At 75.3% G+C, this 16696-nt stretch carries 11 protein-coding genes and 2 pseudogenes; 9 read left to right on the top strand and 4 right to left on the bottom strand.

The window, feature by feature from the left end; all coding sequences use genetic code 11:
• Positions 1-65 precede the first annotated feature (65 nt).
• Positions 66-1355 carry an MFS transporter gene (locus ACZ6AQ_RS27930; protein ID WP_468763436.1) on the top strand — a complete coding sequence of 430 codons (1290 nt, stop codon included), beginning with the start codon at positions 66-68 and terminating at the stop codon, positions 1353-1355.
• 7 nt (positions 1356-1362) lie between these two features.
• Positions 1363-2121 carry a 4'-phosphopantetheinyl transferase family protein gene (locus ACZ6AQ_RS27925; protein WP_468763434.1) on the top strand — a complete coding sequence of 253 codons (759 nt, stop codon included), beginning with the start codon at positions 1363-1365 and terminating at the stop codon, positions 2119-2121.
• 90 nt (positions 2122-2211) lie between these two features.
• Here ACZ6AQ_RS27925 and ACZ6AQ_RS27920 read toward each other — a convergent pair whose 3' ends face one another.
• Both ACZ6AQ_RS27920 and ACZ6AQ_RS27915 read right to left on the bottom strand, forming a co-directional pair.
• Entirely contained in the window at positions 2212-3297 is a 1086-nt protein-coding gene (locus ACZ6AQ_RS27920) for a M23 family metallopeptidase (protein WP_468763432.1), read from the bottom strand.
• Positions 3298-3730: 433 nt separating this feature from the next.
• Entirely contained in the window at positions 3731-5185 is a 1455-nt protein-coding gene (locus ACZ6AQ_RS27915; protein WP_468763430.1) for an alpha/beta hydrolase family protein, read from the bottom strand.
• A 298-nt stretch (positions 5186-5483) separates the two neighbouring features.
• On the opposite strand from ACZ6AQ_RS27915, the gene ACZ6AQ_RS27910 reads away from it, so the two are divergent.
• The 6 genes and pseudogenes from ACZ6AQ_RS27910 to ACZ6AQ_RS27885 all read left to right on the top strand — a co-directional run bounded on the left by ACZ6AQ_RS27910 (position 5484) and on the right by ACZ6AQ_RS27885 (position 11389).
• Positions 5484-5936 (top strand): AraC family transcriptional regulator, encoded by a 453-nt coding sequence (locus ACZ6AQ_RS27910; protein ID WP_468763428.1) that lies wholly within the window; start codon positions 5484-5486, stop codon positions 5934-5936.
• Positions 5937-6618: 682 nt separating this feature from the next.
• Positions 6619-7779: an NAD(P)/FAD-dependent oxidoreductase gene (locus ACZ6AQ_RS27905; protein WP_468763427.1), complete on the top strand. Its 1161-nt coding sequence runs from the start codon at positions 6619-6621 to the stop codon at positions 7777-7779.
• On the top strand, positions 7776-8039 hold the full coding sequence (locus tag ACZ6AQ_RS27900) for a (2Fe-2S)-binding protein (RefSeq protein ID WP_388699283.1): 264 nt from the start codon (positions 7776-7778) through the stop codon (positions 8037-8039). Before ACZ6AQ_RS27905 ends, ACZ6AQ_RS27900 begins: the two co-directional genes overlap by 4 nt.
• Positions 8023-9291: pseudogene (locus ACZ6AQ_RS27895) on the top strand (FAD-dependent oxidoreductase); the annotation flags it as partial. The gene ACZ6AQ_RS27900 and the pseudogene ACZ6AQ_RS27895, both read left to right, overlap by 17 nt.
• Positions 9292-9489: 198 nt before the next feature.
• Entirely contained in the window at positions 9490-10386 is an 897-nt protein-coding gene (locus tag ACZ6AQ_RS27890) for a dihydrodipicolinate synthase family protein (protein WP_468763461.1), read from the top strand.
• A 1-nt stretch (position 10387) separates the two neighbouring features.
• A complete protein-coding gene (locus ACZ6AQ_RS27885; RefSeq protein WP_468763425.1) occupies positions 10388-11389 on the top strand; it encodes a proline racemase family protein in 1002 nt (333 codons plus the stop codon).
• Between the two features lie 76 nt (positions 11390-11465).
• On the opposite strand, the gene ACZ6AQ_RS27880 is transcribed toward ACZ6AQ_RS27885, so the two are convergent.
• Entirely contained in the window at positions 11466-12176 is a 711-nt protein-coding gene (locus tag ACZ6AQ_RS27880) for a GntR family transcriptional regulator (protein ID WP_468763423.1), read from the bottom strand.
• Between the two features lie 468 nt (positions 12177-12644).
• Between ACZ6AQ_RS27880 and ACZ6AQ_RS27875 the strand changes: the two genes are divergently transcribed.
• On the top strand, positions 12645-15191 hold the full coding sequence (locus ACZ6AQ_RS27875; RefSeq protein ID WP_468763459.1) for a collagenase: 2547 nt from the start codon (positions 12645-12647) through the stop codon (positions 15189-15191).
• Positions 15192-16137: 946 nt separating this feature from the next.
• On the opposite strand, the pseudogene ACZ6AQ_RS27870 reads toward ACZ6AQ_RS27875, so the two are convergent.
• Positions 16138-16617, bottom strand: a pseudogene (locus ACZ6AQ_RS27870) (PAS domain-containing protein); the annotation flags it as partial.
• Between the last annotated feature and the right edge of the window lie 79 nt (positions 16618-16696).

Genomic DNA, 16696 nt, shown 5'->3' with positions numbered 1-16696 from the left:
GCCGCCCCGTACGCCCGCCCGCTTCCGCGACCCCGACGCGCCCCCAACGACAGAAAGCCGACCCCATGGGAACGACGACCCCCGCACCTCCCGGCCCCCAGCCCCCCGTCGACTGGCCGCGCGTCAGCAGCCTCGTCGTCGGACAGGCCGCCGTCCAGGCGGGCGGCTTCGCCCTCCTGATCGCCATGAGCTGGACCGCGGTCCAGCTCGGCGGCCGCGGTGCCGTCACGGCGGTCACCCTCGCCGCCACCCTCCCGCGCGCCCTGCTGCTCCTCTTCGGCGGCGCCCTCACGGACGTGCTCGGCCCCCGCGCGGTCCTGCTCCGCGCGACCGGGGTCCGCGTCGCCGTCCTCGCGGCCGGGGCGTTCGTCACCGCCACCACCGAAAGCCTGTGGCCGCTGGTCGCCCTCGCCCTCGCCGACGGCGTCCTGCTCGGCCTCACGGGCCCGGCCTCCGGGGTCCTGCTGCCCCGCCTCGCCTCCCCCGAGGAGCTCGGCCGCGCCAACTCCCTCTTCTCGATGGTGCTGCGCCTGGCGCCCATCGCGGGATCGCCGCTCGGCGCATGGCTCGTCGTCGCCGGGGGCATCCCCGGAGCCGTCGCGGCCTCCGCCGTCGGCTGTGCCGTCTGGCTGGGGTGCGCCGCCCACGTGACCCGCGGCATGACCCGCCCCGAACGTCTCCCGCAGGGGCCCTCCCTGCTCTCCCGGAGCGGCGACGGGTTCCGCCTCCTGGCCGCCCACCCGCGCCTGCGGTGGATGTTCGCCGCCTGCTTCTGCATGGACCTGGCGTTCCTGTGGCCCGCCGAGGTCGCGCTGCCCCTGCGCGCCACCGACCGGGGCTGGGGCGTCGGCGCCGTGGCCATGGTCCTGGTCGCCTTCGGGGCCGGCGCGCTCGCCTCCGCCGCTCTCGGCGCGCTCCTCGCCCACCGCATCCCGGCCCACGCCAAACTGGTGGTGACCGGAACCGGCCTCGCGGCCGGCATGGCGGCCATGGCGCTCGTCCCCACCGCCCCCGTGCTCGCCGCCACGGCCGGCGCCGTCGGCCTCCTGTCCGGACTCAACGCCCCCGCCCTCGTCACCGCCTACCAACAGGCCGTCCCCGAAGGCCGGATGGGCGCCGCGATGTCCACCTTCACGCTCTCCGGCATCGGCGCGGCACCCCTCTCCCTGGCCCTCTTCACCCCCGTCTCGCTGCACCTCGGGGTGACCGGGACCTGGCTGCTCTGCGCGGGCCTCGCCCTCCTGTCCCCGATCGCCGCGGCCGTCGCCCTGCGCGGCGGCGGTACGGACCCGGCCGCTCCGCGCGCCGGAGCCCGTGCCCGTACCACGCCGGAGATCACCGCCACTTCCGTGTGAGGCAGACATGACCCGACCGGTTCTTCCGTCCCCGCCCGCCCTTCCCCCGCCCGCCCCTCCTCCGGCGGGTCCGCTGACCCCGGCCGCGCTGCCGCCCCTCACCGGGGTGCTCCCCCAACCGTCCGGGCTCCGGCCGGCGCGTCCGGAGCTGTGGCTGGTGGCCACCGAGGTCCACCAGGAGGCCGTCGGCCGGTACGGCTCCCTCGTCCTGGACGGGACGGAGCTGGCCCGTGCCGAGGAGTTCCGCCGGCCCGCCGACCGGGCCACCTACCTGTGCGCGCACGCGGGGCTGCGCCGCCTGCTCGGCGCCCGCCTGGGGATCGCGCCCCGGGCCGTGTCGGTGGCCCGCGCGCCCTGCCCCTGCTGCGGCGAGCCGCACGGCCGTCCCGTACTGCCCGGCGGGCGCCTGCACTTCTCGCTCTCGCACTGCGAGGGGCTGAGCCTGATCGCCCTCGCCTCCACCCCGGTCGGGGTGGACATCGAGCGGGTGCCGCCGCCGCACACGGCCGAGGAGGCCGAGGAGGTGCTCCACCCGGCGGAGTCGGCGGAGCTCGCCGTCCTCGCCCCGGCCCGCCGTCCCGGCGCGTTCACCCGGGTGTGGACGAGGAAGGAGGCGTACCTCAAGGGGCTCGGGACCGGACTCGGCGCCGACCCGTCGGCCGACTACGTGGGTGCCGGACCGGTCCCCGCCGCCCCGGCGGGATGGTTCCTCGCCGACGTGCTCGTCCCGGACGGCCACCGGGCGGCGGTGGCCGTGCGCCTGTGACGGCCGGGACCGTCCCGCCGCCCGGCGGGCGGGACGCCTTCGCACGCGGCGGCGGGGCCGCGTGCCGCGTGCGAAGGCGCCGGAGGGCCGTCAGTTGGCGCGGTTGTAGATCGCGGTGCCGGGGCAGGCGGTGTAGCCGAGACGGGCGCCGCAGCCGGAGTACTGGCCGGAGCCGTTCGACCACGTCCAGCCGCCGATGGTGCGGCCGTTCAGCCAGGTGTACTGGCCGACGTAGTTGGCGTCGTACGTGCGCAGGCTCCAGTGCACGTGGGCCCCGGTCGCGGAACCGCCGGCGCAGGTGTCGGTGCCGATGCTGCCGAGCAGGGCGCTGCGGGAGATCGCCGTCCCGTTGTAGTAGGTCGTGTTCCGCATGTGGTAGTAGTCCGTGGAGAAGCCGCCGGGGTGGATCACCCGGGTCCAACCGCCGCCGGCGCCGCACATCGAGGTCGCCGTGCCCTCGCGGGACGAACGGACCAGACCGCTGGCGTTGCCGCCGGCGAAGTCGAGGGCGCTCCAGTAGCCGGTCGCCCCGTCGTGCGCGTGCGGACCGCCGGTCAGGGTCATGTAGTAGTCGGGCATCCAGGGCAGCAGCAGTCCGTTGGTGTTGGCCTGGGCCCCGGCCGGCGACACCCGCGGCGTCGCCCCGCGCTCGGCGTACGCCGTCATGGTCCGTCGTTCCGCCGCGCCGACCAGCGGGGACCGGGCCACGTGGTCGGCGAACTCGCGGTCGCCCTCGAGCCCCGCGACCCAGCGTCCGTCCTCGCGGTGGGCGAGGTAGAGCCAGCCCTCGGGCGCGCCGTGCCGCGTGCGCGACGCCTCGACGTAGGCGACGCCGCGGGCCCAGTCGCCCGCGACGGCGCGCACGTCGACGACCACCTCGCGGCCCTCGGCGGCGAGCTTGCCGACGGCGGCGGCAGGGGCGAGGCCCCTGGCGTCGTGGGACCGGGAGAGGACGTCCGCGGAGACGGCGTCCACCAGAGGCCCGCGCTCGGTGCCGAGGCGGCCGGCGACGGAGGCCGGCATCTTCACGGTGACACCGGCGGACGGTGAACCGGCGGCGACGGCCGGGCGCGTGGGCGAACCTCCGGGGGTCGCCGGCGCCGACGGCGCGACGGCGAGCAGCCCGGTGACGGCGAGTGCGGTGACGGTGATTCTCGCGGAGAGACCGGAGAACATGGGTGGTACCCCTTTTCTTCGGGTTTCCTTCGGGTCTCGTGCTTCGTGCTTCGTGCTTCGTACGGGTCGCGTGCGGGCTTGCGGCGGAGTGCCCGCGGGGCGGGCGGTGGGGGCGGGTGTCCGGCGCGGACGCGGTCACCGTGGGCGGGCATCCGGCCGCTCCGTCCCGTGGCCCGGGGCGTCGGTGTCGGGGATCTCCGGGAAGGCGTCGTGGCCGGGAACGGCGGCCACCGGTCCGGGCGATTCCGGGGAGAGGGCGTGAAGCACGTCCGCGCGTCGACCCGCTCCCCTCTCTTTTGACATGTACCTGCGAGAGTGTGGCGTCCCTGGTCAACGCGCGTCAACCACGTCGGAGCGCCGTCATTTGTCGGCCCAATGACGCCGGGACGAAGGCCGTTCCGGAGGCGGCGGGGGGCGGGGCGTCCGGGGCCGGTCAGGGGCTGTCGCCGGGATGATGGACGCTCAGGTCGCCATGCGCCGCCAGGGCGGCGGCCGGGTCACCGGGTTCGTGCCGCAGCGTCGAGTCCAGGAAGGCGAGGGTGATCGCGGCGACGGCGCGCGGACTTCCGGCGCGGCCCAGGGAGCCGACCACCGAGGGCACGGGCGGCAGGTACAGGGGGCCGTCCATGAAGGTGAGGTGCGTGGTGCCGGGGACGGTGAGCCGGTAGCTCGTCGCGGTGCCGGCCGCGAGGGCCCGGGTGAGGCGGGGCAGGTAACGCGGGTCGGTTTCGGGCGTGATGGCCTGGGTGAGCGCGAGCACCGGCCGGCGCAGGGCGGGGGAGAGGGGTCCGTGGGGGTAGCCGTCCAGGTCGACGACGGCATCGAACCGGCCGTCCTGCCGGGCCGCCTGCAGGGCGGCGGCCCCGCCCATGGAGTGGCCGGTGACCGCGACCCGGCCGGTGTCCAGGCGCCCGGCCGGCGGACCGGCGGCCCCGTCGCGGTCCAGCCGTTCCAGCCGGGTGAGGACGAAGGAGAGGTCGGCGGCCCGGACGGCCGTCCAGCCGGCCGCGGCCCTGCCGTCCTCCTCCCGGTCCCCGGTGGAGGCGGTCCTGGAGCGGATCGTCCGGCCGTCGGCGAGGACGACGGCCGAGGAGTCGTACGGGTGGTCGAGGGCGGCGACCACGTAGCCGTGGCTGGCCAACTCCTCCGCCCAGGCGGTGTTCTGGGTGCGCACCCCGCCCGCCCCGGGGGAGAACAGCACGACCGGGAACCGTTCGTTCCCCCCGGCCGCCGGGGCGTCGAAGACCGAACGGGTGCGGGCGCGCGGGACGCCGTCGACCAGGAAGCCGGGCAGGCCGACCCCACGGGCCAGAGCCTCGGAAACGATGCGCGCCTCGTGCTCCGTGCGGCCGAGGTACGGGGCCCGCGGCGCGTTCGCGGGGCTCTTCCGCGCGGGGTACCAGAGCTGGACCACGACCGTGCGCCGGTCGTGCGGATCGGCGGTGAAGGTCTCGGGGCGGCCCGGGTCGGTCCACTGCAGCACACGGGTGCCGACCGCGAAACGGCCCGACGGCTCGGGGAACACGGGCACGGGAAAGGCCCACGCGGCGACCGGCCCCGCGGCGATCAGGGCGACGCAGGCCACCGATCCCGGCAACGCCACCCACCACCGGGCCCGCCGCACCGGCCGGCCGGCACGACGCCGCAGCAGGGGGAAGAGGGCGAACGGCAGCGCGACGGCGGCGCCCGCCAGAACGGGCAGCATCTGCCAGCGGATTCCCACCGCGCCCAGCACGAGCGCGGACGGCACGAGCACCGCCACCGCCGCGACCGTGACGCGCGGGCGGGCGGCGGGAGGGAGCCGGCCTGCCACCACCAGCGCGACGGCGGCCGACAGGACGAGGAGTTCCGGAGGGGACACGTACAGTCCCGCGATGATCTCGGTCACCCGGCCATCCTCCGGGCGGGACGCACGGCGCCGCATCGCCCCCGGGTCGCCACCGCGTACGACCGGAGTCGCCCTCCGGAGCGCGCCGCCGTACGACCGGAGTCGCATCCGGACTCCCGCCGGTGCGGCCGGAGCCGCCGCCGGACGCGCCGGGCGAACGGCCGCTCCGGCGCTTCCCCGGAGGCGGACGTCCGGGCGCGGCCGCTTCGCCCTTCGCAACCGGTGAGAATCGCATTCAAAAAAGCGTTTTATACCTTGCTACGGTTGCCTCCGTTCCGCCCGGACGAAGGAGGAAAACGTGTTCGCCGTGGAAGAAATACCGGAATTCCGCGTCGCCTTTCTGAGGCGCACGGGCCCGTACGGGAAAGCCAACGAAAAGCAGATGGAAAGCCTCAAGTCCTGGGCCGCCGCGAACGGCCTGCTGCGCGCCGACTCCGCCGTCCTGGGCATCGCCCGCGACGATCCCGCCCGCACCCCGCCCCGCGACTGCCGCTACGACGCCTGCCTCGTGCTGCCCGAGGACGCCGAGGTCCGTCACCCCGAGATCCTGGAGGCCCGCCTCACCGGCGGTCGCCACGCGGTCCTCACCGTCGCGCACACCCCGGAGGGCCTCGCACGCGCCTGGTCCGGCCTGTTCGACCGCCTCGCGGCCCAGGGCCTTACCCCCGACGCCACCCGCCCCGTCCTCGAACGGTACCGGCCCCGGCTGCTCGCCCAGCACCTGTGCGAACTCTGCGTCCCCGTCCTGTGACGCGGACCGCCGGCCGCGTCCACCGCTTCCGGCCCTGAAGGCACGTGTGCGCCGAAAGCGGAAAGCTGGACGCCCGCCGGAAAGGAATTCCGCCTCCCGGACCGCCACACTTGCGCATGCGAGCGCGTTCCGCCGGTTTCCGGGAGGGACGCGCGGTGACGGCCCCGTCCGCGGAGGCGGCGTCCCGTACCGTCACCCTGAAGACCGGCGACAGGGCTCCCGGCGGTACCGCCACCCTCGAGGTCGAATGGTGGGGCCACGGCGACGGCCGGTGGAGCCGGCGCGTCACCGGAACGGCGAAGGACGCCGGGGCCGACGGCCGGTGCGCCCGGGTCCGGGTGAAGTCCGACGACTATGTCCACCGCGTGGACCCCGTCGCCCGCCCCGAGGGGACCCGGAAGAACATGAGGATCCAAGGGACGCCCCCCCCGCGCGCCGTCGCGCGGCTGACGTTCGCCGTTGGCCACGGCCCCCCCGCACCGAACGCGCGCCCCCGGGGCGTCGCGACCGTCCCGTACGGGACCGGAACCCCGCGTAGGCACAGCGCGACACCCCCCCGTGTGCCGGACCGCACGCCGCCCCCGGGCGCGGCGCGAAAGTCAACGGTCCGGCGCCGTTGCCCTCGGGCCGAACGGACGGATAGCCTGCCCGATGGCATGTGACATTGCACTAGGGGGCGGGTGTGAAGGTCGTCGTCGTGGGCGCGGGCATCGTGGGAGCCGCGTGCGCCTTCCACGCCGCCTCCGCGGGGCTGGACGTCACGGTCGTCGACCGGGGACCCGTCGGCGCGGGCACGACCGGCCGGGGAGAGGGCAACGTCCTCCTGTCCGACAAGGAACCCGGGCCCGAGCTGGACCTGGCCCGGCTCAGCCGCGTCCTGTGGGACGAGGCGGGCGAGGAACTCGGCCCCGACACCCTCGAACTGGAGGCCAAGGGCGGCCTGGTCGTCGCCGGCACGCCCCGCGCGCTCACCGCCCTGCGGGCCTTCGCGGCACGCCAGACGGCCGCCGGCGTCCGCGCCGAGGACGTCGACCGCGTCGTCGCCCTCGAACCGCACCTCGCCCCCGGTCTCCCCGGCGGTGTCCACTACCCGCAGGACGCCCAGGTGCAGCCCGTCCTCGCGGCCGTCGCACTGCTGCGCGCGGCGGTCCGGCACGGAGCCCGCACCCGCACCGGCGAGGTCCTCGCGGGGACCACCGGACGGGACGGGCGGATCACCGGGGTCCGCACCGCCGACGGCACCGTGCTGCCCGCCGACGCCGTGGTGAACGCCGCGGGAACCTGGGGCGGCGAGGTCGGCCGCCGGCTCGGCGCGCCCCTGGAGATCCTGCCGAGACGCGGCTTCGTCCTCGTCACCGAACCGCTGCCGCCGATGGTCCGTCACAAGGTCTACTCCGCCGACTACGTGGCGAACGTCGCCTCCGACGGCGCGGGCCTGGAGACCTCGTGCGTGGTCGAGGGCACCCGCGGGGGCACGATCCTGATCGGCGCCAGCCGGGAGCGCGTCGGCTTCGACACCACCATGAACCCGGCCGTCGTCACCGCGCTCGCCGCCGGGGCCTGCCGCCTCTTCCCCTTCCTGCGCGACGTCCATCTGATCCGCGCCTACCGGGGGTTCCGCCCGTACTGTCCGGACCACCTGCCGGTCGTCGGCCCCGACCCCCGGGTCCCGGGAGTGCTGCACGCCTGCGGTCACGAGGGCGCGGGCGTCGGCCTCGCCCCCGCGACCGGCGCGCTCGTCACCGCCCACCTCCTCGGCCGGCCCTGGCGCGGAGCCGACCCGGCCGCCCACTTCGGGCTCCTGCCCGACCGACTCCTGACCACCGGAGGTGCGCCCGCGTGACCGAACTGACCGTGGACGGCGAACGGCTGCCGTTCGTACCGGGCCAGACACTGGCGGCGGCGTTCGTCGCGTCGGGCCGGACGGCCTGGAGGACGACCCGTACCGGAGGACGCCCCCGGGGGATCTTCTGCGGGATCGGCGTCTGCTTCGACTGTCTGGTGACCGTCGACGGACGGGGCGGGCAGCGCGCCTGCCTGGTGGAGGCCCGCGCGGGCATGACCGTGACGACCGGGGAGGGCGGCGATGGACGGGACCGGTGACCTCGTGGTCGTGGGCGCGGGCCCGGCCGGCATGGCGGCCGCCGCGACCGCCCTCGACGGGGGACTGCGCGTCGTGCTCGTCGACTCCGGGGCCGCGCCCGGAGGCCAGTTCTGGCGCCACCCCCCGCGGCACGCCCGGAAGACCCTCCCGGCCGCCGGCCCGTACCACGGGCTCGGCACCTACCGCGCGCTGTGCGCCACGCTCTCCGCCCACGCGCGCACCGGCCGGCTCTCCCTGCTGCTGCACCACCACGTGTGGACCGCCGCCCGCGACGGGGACGGGTTCACCGTCCACGCCGTGGACCGCGGCGGAGCGGCCGGGGAACGGGCCGTGGTGCTGCGCGCCCCGGCCCTGCTGGTGGCGACCGGCGCGTACGACCGCCAACTCCCCTTCCCCGGCTGGGACCTGCCCGGCGTGCTCACCGTCGGAGGACTCCAGGCCCTGCTCAAGGGCGGAGGGGTCGTCGCCGGAGGCCGGGTCGTCCTCGGCGGGACCGGCCCCTTCCTGCTGCCCGTCGCCGCCGCCCTGGCCGCGCGGGGCGCCGAGGTCGCCGCCGTGTGCGAGGCCGCCGCACCCTCGGCCTGGCTGCGCCACCCCTCGCCCCTGCTGCGCAATCCCGCCAAGTGGGCCGAGGGCGCCCGGTACGCGGGCACCCTCGCCCGGTACCGCGTACCGTTCCTGACCCGCACCGCGATCGTCGCCGCCGAGGGGGAGGGCCGGGTCGCCGCGGTGCGCGTCGCCTCCGTGGACGCCGACGGCACACCGCTGCGGGGCACCGAACGCCGGATCGAGGCCGACACCGTGGGCGTCGGCTGGGGCTTCGTGCCCCAGCTCGACCTGCTCGTGCCCCTCGGCTGCGACCTCGCCGACGCGGGCGACGGGACCGTGGCCGCGGCCGTCGACGGGGGACAGCGCACCACCGTGTCCGGGCTCTACGCGGCGGGCGAGACCTGCGGCGTGGGCGGGGCCGCGCTCGCGGTGGGCGAGGGGCGCGTCGCCGCCGTGTCCGTGCTCGCCGACCTCCGCGCGCCGGGAGCGCCCCACCGCCGGCGCCTGGCCGCCGAGCGCGCCGCCGTGGCCCGGCACCGCGCCTTCGCCCGCGCGACGGCCGAGGTGCACCCCCTCCCGCCGGCGTGGCCCTCGTGGCTGACCGACGACACCCCGGTCTGCCGGTGCGAGGAGGTCGCCGCGGGCACGGTGCGGTCGGTGTGCGCCGACGGCTCGGCGGCCGACCACCGGCAGGTCAAACAGCTGACGAGGGCGGGCATGGGCTGGTGCCAGGGCCGGATCTGCGGCCCCGCCGTGCACGGCCTCACGCGCGCCGGCGGACCCTACGTCCCCACGGAACGGCTGATCGCGACCCCCGTCACGCTCGGCGCGCTCGCCGGGCTCCCCGCACCCGTCCCCGGCCGGGGCGAACCCGCTCCCGACACCCACCGAGGAGATTCCATGGACCACCCCCGCATGCCCTGGCACGGCGTCCTCGTCGCGACGAGCCTCCCCTTCGACCAGAACCTCGCCGTGGACCACGGCGCCTTCGGGGAGAACGTCGCCCGGCTCGCCGAACAGGGCCTGCACGGCGTCGCCCCGAACGGCTCGCTGGGCGAGTACCAGACCCTGACCGACGCCGAACGCGACCGCGTCGTGGAGACCGCCGTGGCGAACGCTCCCGAGGGCTTCACGGTCATGCCGGGCGTGGGGGCGTACGGCGCGATCGAGGCCGGACGGCACGCGCGGTTCGCCAGGGACGCGGGCTGCGGGGCCGTCATGTGCCTTCCCCCCAACGGCTATCGGGCCGACGACCGGTCCGTCCTCGAACACTTCGAGACGGTGGCGGCGGCTGGCCTTCCGGTCGTCGCGTACAACAACCCCGTCGACACCAAGGTCGACCTGCGCCCGGACCTGCTGGCCAAGCTGTACGCCGAGGGGTTCATCGTGGGCGTGAAGGAGTTCTCCGGCGACGTCCGGCGCTGCTACGCCATCAGCGAGCTGGCACCCGGCCTCGATCTCCTGATCGGCACCGACGACACCGTCCTCGAGGTCGCCGTCGCCGGCGCCAAGGGCTGGGTCGCGGGCTATCCGCAGGTCTTCCCGCGCGCCTGCCTCGCCCTCTACGAGGCATCCGTGCGCGGCGACCTCGACACCGCGCTCCCGCTCTACCGCAAGCTCCACCCCGTGCTGCGCTGGGACAGCAGGACCGAGTTCGTCCAGGCGGTCAAGCTCGGTCAGGACATGACCGGCCGTCGCGGCGGCGCGTGCCGCCCGCCGCGACGGGCCCTGGACCCGGAGACCGAGGCCGTCGTGCGCGCCGCGACGCAGGCCCTCATCGACGCCGGGGTGAACTGACGTGCGCTCCCTCGTCTGCTACCACGCCGTGGACTCGCACACCGAGGGGATGCCGACCCGGGTCGTCACCGGCGGGGTGGGGGTGCTGCCCGGCGCGACGATGGCCGAGAGGCGGCTGCGGTTCGTGGCGGAACGCGACCGGCTGCGCACCCTGCTCATGTGCGAACCCCGTGGGCACGCCTCCATGTCGGGGGCCGTCCTCCAGCCGCCGACCCGGCCGGACGCCGACTTCGGCGTGCTGTTCATCGAGGTCTCCGGGTGCCTGCCCATGTGCGGGCACGGCACCATCGGCGTGGCGACGGTCCTGGTGGAGACCGGCATGGTCGAGGCGGTCGAGCCGGAGACCCTGATCCGCCTCGACACCCCCGCCGGGCTGGTCACGGCACGGGTCGCGGTGCGGGACGGGCGGGCCGAGTCGGTCACCCTGGAGAACGTCCCCTCCTACAGCCACGCGCTGGACCAGGCCGTGGAGGTCGAGGGGTACGGCGAGGTCCGCTACGACATCGCCTACGGCGGCAACTTCTACGCCTTCGTGCGCACCGAGGACCTCGGCATCCCCTTCGGCCGCGAGCACAAGCAGCGGCTGCTCGACGCCGGACTGGCGATCATGGAGGCGATCAACACGCGGAACCCGGTGGCGCATCCGGAGGACCCGGCCATCGACGTCTGCCACCACGTCTACCTGGAGGCTCCCGGCTCGACCCCGCAGCACTCGCGGCACGCCATGGCCATCCACCCGGGGTGGTTCGACCGCTCGCCGTGCGGGACGGGGACCAGCGCGCGGATGGCGCAGCTCCACGCGCGGGGACTGCTCGGGACCGGCCGGGACTTCGTCAACGAGTCCTTCATCGGATCGCGCTTCACCGGCCGCATCCTCGGCGAGACCACGGTCGGCGGCCGGCCCGCCGTGCTGCCGTCGGTCACCGGACGCGCCTGGATCACCGGGACCGCGCAGTACCTGCTCGATCCCACGGACCCCTACCCGGCGGGGTTCACCCTCTGAACGGCGACGGCGACGGCGACGGCGACGGCGGTCGCGGACGTACGGGCCGGCCTCCGGGCGGGAGACCGGCCCCGCGTCAGCGGACGCCCGCCCCGCGAGGGGCGGCGGCGTCCTCGGCCCGTTTCCTCCGCGTCGCCCACAGGGTGCGCACGTGCGCGAGGTGGCGCCGCATGTACTCCTCGGCGCCCTCCGCGTCCCCGGAGATCATGATGTCGAGAAGCGCGGTGTGCTCCTCCGCCGAACCCACCAGCGACCCCGAGTGGGACAGGTCGGCGAGCCCGTACAGCCGGGAGCGCTTGCGCAGTTCGGCCACGGTCTCCACGAGGCGGGCGTTGCCCGCCAGGGCGAGCAGGTCGAGGTGGAAGCGGCGGTCCGACTCGAGGTAGCCGATCAGGTCGCCGCGCCGGGCTGCGGCCACGATCTCCTCCGCCACGGGGCGCAGCGCCTCCAGCTGCTCCCGCGTGGCGGACCGGGTCACCCGGCCGATGGTGGGGATCTCGACGAGCGAACGGATCTCGGTGTACTCGTCCAGGTCGCGTTCGGAGAGTTCGGTGACGCGGAAGCCCTTGTTGCGCACCGCCTCGACCATGCCCTCGCGGACGAGGTCCAGCATGGCCTCGCGCACCGGTGTGGCGGAGACGCCGTACTCCGCGGCCAGGGCGGGGGCCGAGTAGACCGTGCCGGGCTTCAGGTCTCCCGATATCAGCGCCGCGCGAAGGGCGTTGGCCACCTGGTCGCGCAGGTGCTCCTGGACCGGGAGGAGTGTGCGGGGCTTCGTTCCACTCATGTGCTCCCCTTCGGCTCTTGGTGAACGGAGCATACAATGTCACGTTGCGCGGGGATGCCGCCGAGGACGGCGCGGAGGCCGCCGGTCGGACGCCCGTCCCGCCCGTTCGGAGGCGCCCCCGGTGGGGGAGAGGGGCGCGGCGGGCGGTCCGCGAAGGGCCCGCCGACGGCGCGGCAGGGGGGCGAAGGGCGCACCGCGGCGGATTCCGCCCCCGTGTGCCGCCTCGTCAGGTCTCGTTCCCCCGGCCGTTGTAACGAATTCGGCCGAACGCCTTCCATGTGACGTGTGAACTGTGCAATTTTACATGGCACAGGTTGTGAGCATGTCAATCGCACCCCGGGCCGCACCGTGCCCGCCGCCGGGCACGGACTCCCGGCCCACGACCTGTTCACCCCGTCGGGCACGCGATCGCGTGCCCCGATCCCCCCACGGGAGGAACACGTGAGAACCCCACTCGTCCGCAGAGGCATGGGCGCCGTGCTGCCCCTGGCCCTCGCCGGAATCCTGGGCGCCGGGCTGCTCGCGCAGCCGGCCCAGGCCCTGCCGGCCGCCACGGCACCGAACGCCTCGCAGCCCTCCCGCCCCGGCATACCGGCCGATCCCGCCCCCAGAGCGGGGTCGGCGTCCGACCCGGACGCCGGTCATGTGCGCGAAGGCCGGCTGACGGCGCCCCAACTCCCCCCGCTGAGCGCCGACAGAGCACCGCTCACCCAGGAGTACGACCGCCACGACGCCGCACCGGAGCCCGCCGCGTCGGCGAAGGCGCCCGCGCGGACAACCACCGCCGCCGGAGCGGCGTGCGACCCGGCCGACTTCACCGGCCGTACCGGAAGCGAACTGGTCCGGCGGATCAAGGCGTCCACCACCGAGTGCGTCAACACCCTGTTCAACCTGACCGGTGACAACGCCCGGCTGGCCTTCCGCGAACCCCAGATGGTGTCCGTCGCCCAGGCGCTCCGCGACGACTCCGCGCACTACCCGGGCGACGCGAGCACCGGGACCCCGCAGCTCGTGCTCTACCTGCGCGCCGGGTACTACGTGCAGTGGTACCACCCGGACGCCGTCGGCGATTACGGCAGCACCCTGAAGACCGCGATCCGCTCCGGTCTCGACGCCTTCTTCGCGAGCCCCCGCTCCCGTGACGTCACCGACGCCAACGGCGAGACGCTGGCCGAGGCGGTCACCCTGATCGACAGCGCCCAGGAGAACGCCCGGTACATCCCCGTCGTCGAGCGGCTCCTCACGGACTACGACTCCACCTGGAACGCGTCCTGGTACATGCTCAACGCGGTCAACAACGTGTACACGGTGACCTTCCGCGGCCACCAGGTGCCCGAGTTCGTCAGCGCGGTCCAGTCGGACCCGGGCCTCGTCGACACCCTGTACCGCTTCGCCGCCGACCACCTGGCCCTGCTGGGCACCGACCGGTCGTACCTGACCTCCAACGCCGGCCGCGAACTGGCCCGGTTCACCCAGCACACCGACCTGCGGAGCAAGGTCCGGCCGCTGGCCGCCGGCCTGCTCGGACAGAGCTCCATGACGGGACCCACCGCGCCCCTGTGGGTCGGCGTCGCGGAGATGGTCGACTACTACGACAGGGCGAACTGCTCCGCCTACGGCACCTGCGACCTCCAGGAACGCCTCAAGAGCGCGGTCCTGCCGACCCGTCACACCTGCGGTCCCGGCCTGCGCATCCTCGCCCAGCAGATGACCCCCGCCGAACTGGGCGCGAGCTGCGCCAGCCTCCTCAAGCAGGACGAGTACTTCCACGCGGTCGCACGGGACGCCGGTCCGGTCGCCGACGACAACAACACCACCCTCGAAGTGATCGTCTACGACTCCAGCACCGACTACCAGACCTACGCCGGCGCGATGTACGGGATCGACACCAACAACGGCGGCATGTACCTGGAGGGCGACCCCGCCGCCGCCGGCAACCAGCCCCGGTTCATCGCCTACGAGGCCGAGTGGCTGCGCCCGGAGTTCCAGATCTGGAACCTCAACCACGAGTACACCCACTACCTCGACGGCCGCTTCACCATGTACGGCGACTTCACCGCCAACATGAGCACCCCCACCGTCTGGTGGGTGGAGGGCTTCGCCGAGTACGTCTCCTACTCCTACCGCGGCCTGCCCTACACGGCGGCGATGACCGAGGCGGGCCTCGGCACGTACTCCCTGAGCACCCTCTTCTCCACCGACTACGACCACGGCACCACGCGGGTCTACCGCTGGGGCTACCTCGCCGTGCGGTACATGCTGGAGAAGCACCCCGGGGACATGGACACGGTGCTCGGCCACTACCGCGCCGGCCGGTGGAGCGCCGCCCGGACCCACCTGACCTCCACCGTGGGCACCCGGTACGACGCCGACTTCCGGACCTGGCTCGCGGGCTGCGCGGCCGGTGACTGCGGCGGCGGCACGACGCCCGGCAACAAGGCTCCCACCGCCGACTTCACCGCGACCGTCCGGGACCTGACGGTCACCCTCACCGACCGCTCCTCCGACCCCGACGGCACCATCGCCTCCCGCGTCTGGGACTTCGGCGACGGCACCACGTCCACCCAGGCCGGCCCCACCAGGACGTACACCGCCGCCGGCACCTACACCGTCCGGCTGACCGTGACCGACGACAAGGGCGCCACCGCCACCACCACGCGGACGGTCACCGTCGCCCCCGCGGTCGCCGAGTGCACCGGCCCGGACCCCCGCGCCCTGGGCAAGAACTGCCGGCGCGGCAACCTCTCCGCCGCCACCGGCGACTACGCCTACCTCTACCTGAACGTCCCGGCCGGAACCACCCAGCTGAAGATCACCGTCAGCGGAGGCACCGGCGACGCCGACCTCTACTACAGCGCCTACGGCTGGGCCACCACCTCCTCGTACGTCAGCCGCGCCACCGGCCCCGGCAACAGCCACACCCTGACGATCGCCAACCCGCGCGCGGGCGACCACTTCATCAGCCTCCACGCCGTCGCGGGCTTCACCGGAGCCGCCGTCACGACCACCTACTGATCCCGACCGCCCCCGGCCGCCCGGGACGGCACCGCCGGTGCCGTCCCGGGCGGCCGTCGTCCCGGCTCCCGGGCGGCCCGGCGCGCGCCACCGGTCAGGCGGAGTGGTTCCTGAGCTTCGCGAGGAGCGTGACGATGCGCCGCTGCGCCTCGGCCTCGGCCGAGGGGGAGAGGCGGGGGGCCGGGGGCGGGGGAACGGGGCGCGGGCGCACCGGGAGATCACCCACCGCCCGGGCGTGACGGGCCCGGACCGCCGCGCCGATGATCCAGGAACCGGCGACCGGGGCCGGTGCGGGACGCGGGACGGGCACCGGTACGGCCGCGGGACGCGGGACGGGCGCCGGTACCGGCGCGGGGCGCGGGTCCCGGGAGCGCACGGCGACCGCCGCGGCCGGCAGGACGGCGGGCGCGGGCGCGTGGGGGAGTTCGACGACGTGGGCGAGGCCGGTTCCGCCGGGCAGGGGCCGCGCGGTGAGGCGCCCGCCGTGCGCCTCGACGATTCCGCGCGCGATCAGCGTGTGGACGGGATCGTCCGCCGCGTGGAGGCCCCGGACCTCGACGCGCAGGGCGTCACCGTGCCGCCCCGCCGTGACGGTGACCGTGGTGCCGGGACGGACGCCGGGCCGGACCGGTCCCGACGAGGGGAATCCGGAGGCGTCGGCGATCAGGTGGGCCAGGGCGGTCGTCGCGCGTCCGGGGTCGAGCGGGACGGCGACGGGGGGAGCCTGCACGGCGAACCGGGTGTCGTGCGGGCCGGTGAGCACGGCGGCCTTGTGGACGGCGGCGGTCACGAGGGCGTCCAACGCCGTGGGGCGGAGGGCGAGGACGGCCGTGCCCGCCTCAAGCCGCTGGTGGTCCAGGAGGCTCTCGGTCAGCCGGCCCAGCTCGCCGCGCAGCGCCTTGGCCAGAACGGCGGTCAGCCGCGCGCTCCGGGCGGCGAGCGCCGCGTACCTCTCGGCCTGGGCCTCGCGCTCGGCGGCGTGCTGCGCGACCCGGTCGGTGAGCGCGCCGAGTTCGGCGGTGTACCGCCGGGTCAGCCGTTCGTGGGGCCTGCGGTCGGTGAACGTCATGACGGCCCCGACGAGCCGGTCGCCGTCGCGGATCGGGGCGGTCGTCAGGTCGACGGGTACGCGCTCGCCGCTCCTGGACCGCAGGACCTGGTCGCGGACCCGGTGTTTGCGGCCGGAGCGCAGGGTGTCGGCGAGCGGGGACTCCTCGTACGGGAAGGGCGTGCCGTCCGGCCGCTCGGGCAGGATCAGCGGGTGCAGCCCGACGCCGTCCAGCTCACCGGCGGGATGTCCGAGGATCTGTGTGAAGGCCGGATTGACGAGGGTGATCCGGCCGTCGGCGTCCGTGCAGACGATGCCTTCGGTGACGGCCCGCAGGATCGCCTCGGTCCGGGGCCGCGAGCGGAGCGGATCGGCTTCGCCGGAGGGCGCGGACACGCCGTGGAGGAGGGCACCGGCGGTGACGACCGTGCCGTCGCCGGGGCGGACGGGCACGAAG

The organism is Streptomyces sp. NPDC041191 (assembly GCF_055591945.1).
This window is presented reverse-complemented; position numbering and strand designations above follow the sequence as displayed.

What these genes read in the sequence shown, in the direction of transcription:
- ACZ6AQ_RS27930 (WP_468763436.1), top strand. Translation starts at nt 66, where the DNA reads ATGGGAACGACGACCCCCGCACCTCCCGGCCCCCAGCCCCCCGTCGAC.
- ACZ6AQ_RS27925 (WP_468763434.1), top strand. Translation starts at nt 1,363, where the DNA reads ATGACCCGACCGGTTCTTCCGTCCCCGCCCGCCCTTCCCCCGCCCGCC.
- ACZ6AQ_RS27920 (WP_468763432.1), bottom strand. Translation starts at nt 3,297, where the DNA reads ATGTTCTCCGGTCTCTCCGCGAGAATCACCGTCACCGCACTCGCCGTC.
- ACZ6AQ_RS27890 (WP_468763461.1), top strand. Translation starts at nt 9,490, where the DNA reads ATGGACCACCCCCGCATGCCCTGGCACGGCGTCCTCGTCGCGACGAGC.
- ACZ6AQ_RS27880 (WP_468763423.1), bottom strand. Translation starts at nt 12,176, where the DNA reads ATGAGTGGAACGAAGCCCCGCACACTCCTCCCGGTCCAGGAGCACCTG.
- ACZ6AQ_RS27875 (WP_468763459.1), top strand. Translation starts at nt 12,645, where the DNA reads ATGGGCGCCGTGCTGCCCCTGGCCCTCGCCGGAATCCTGGGCGCCGGG.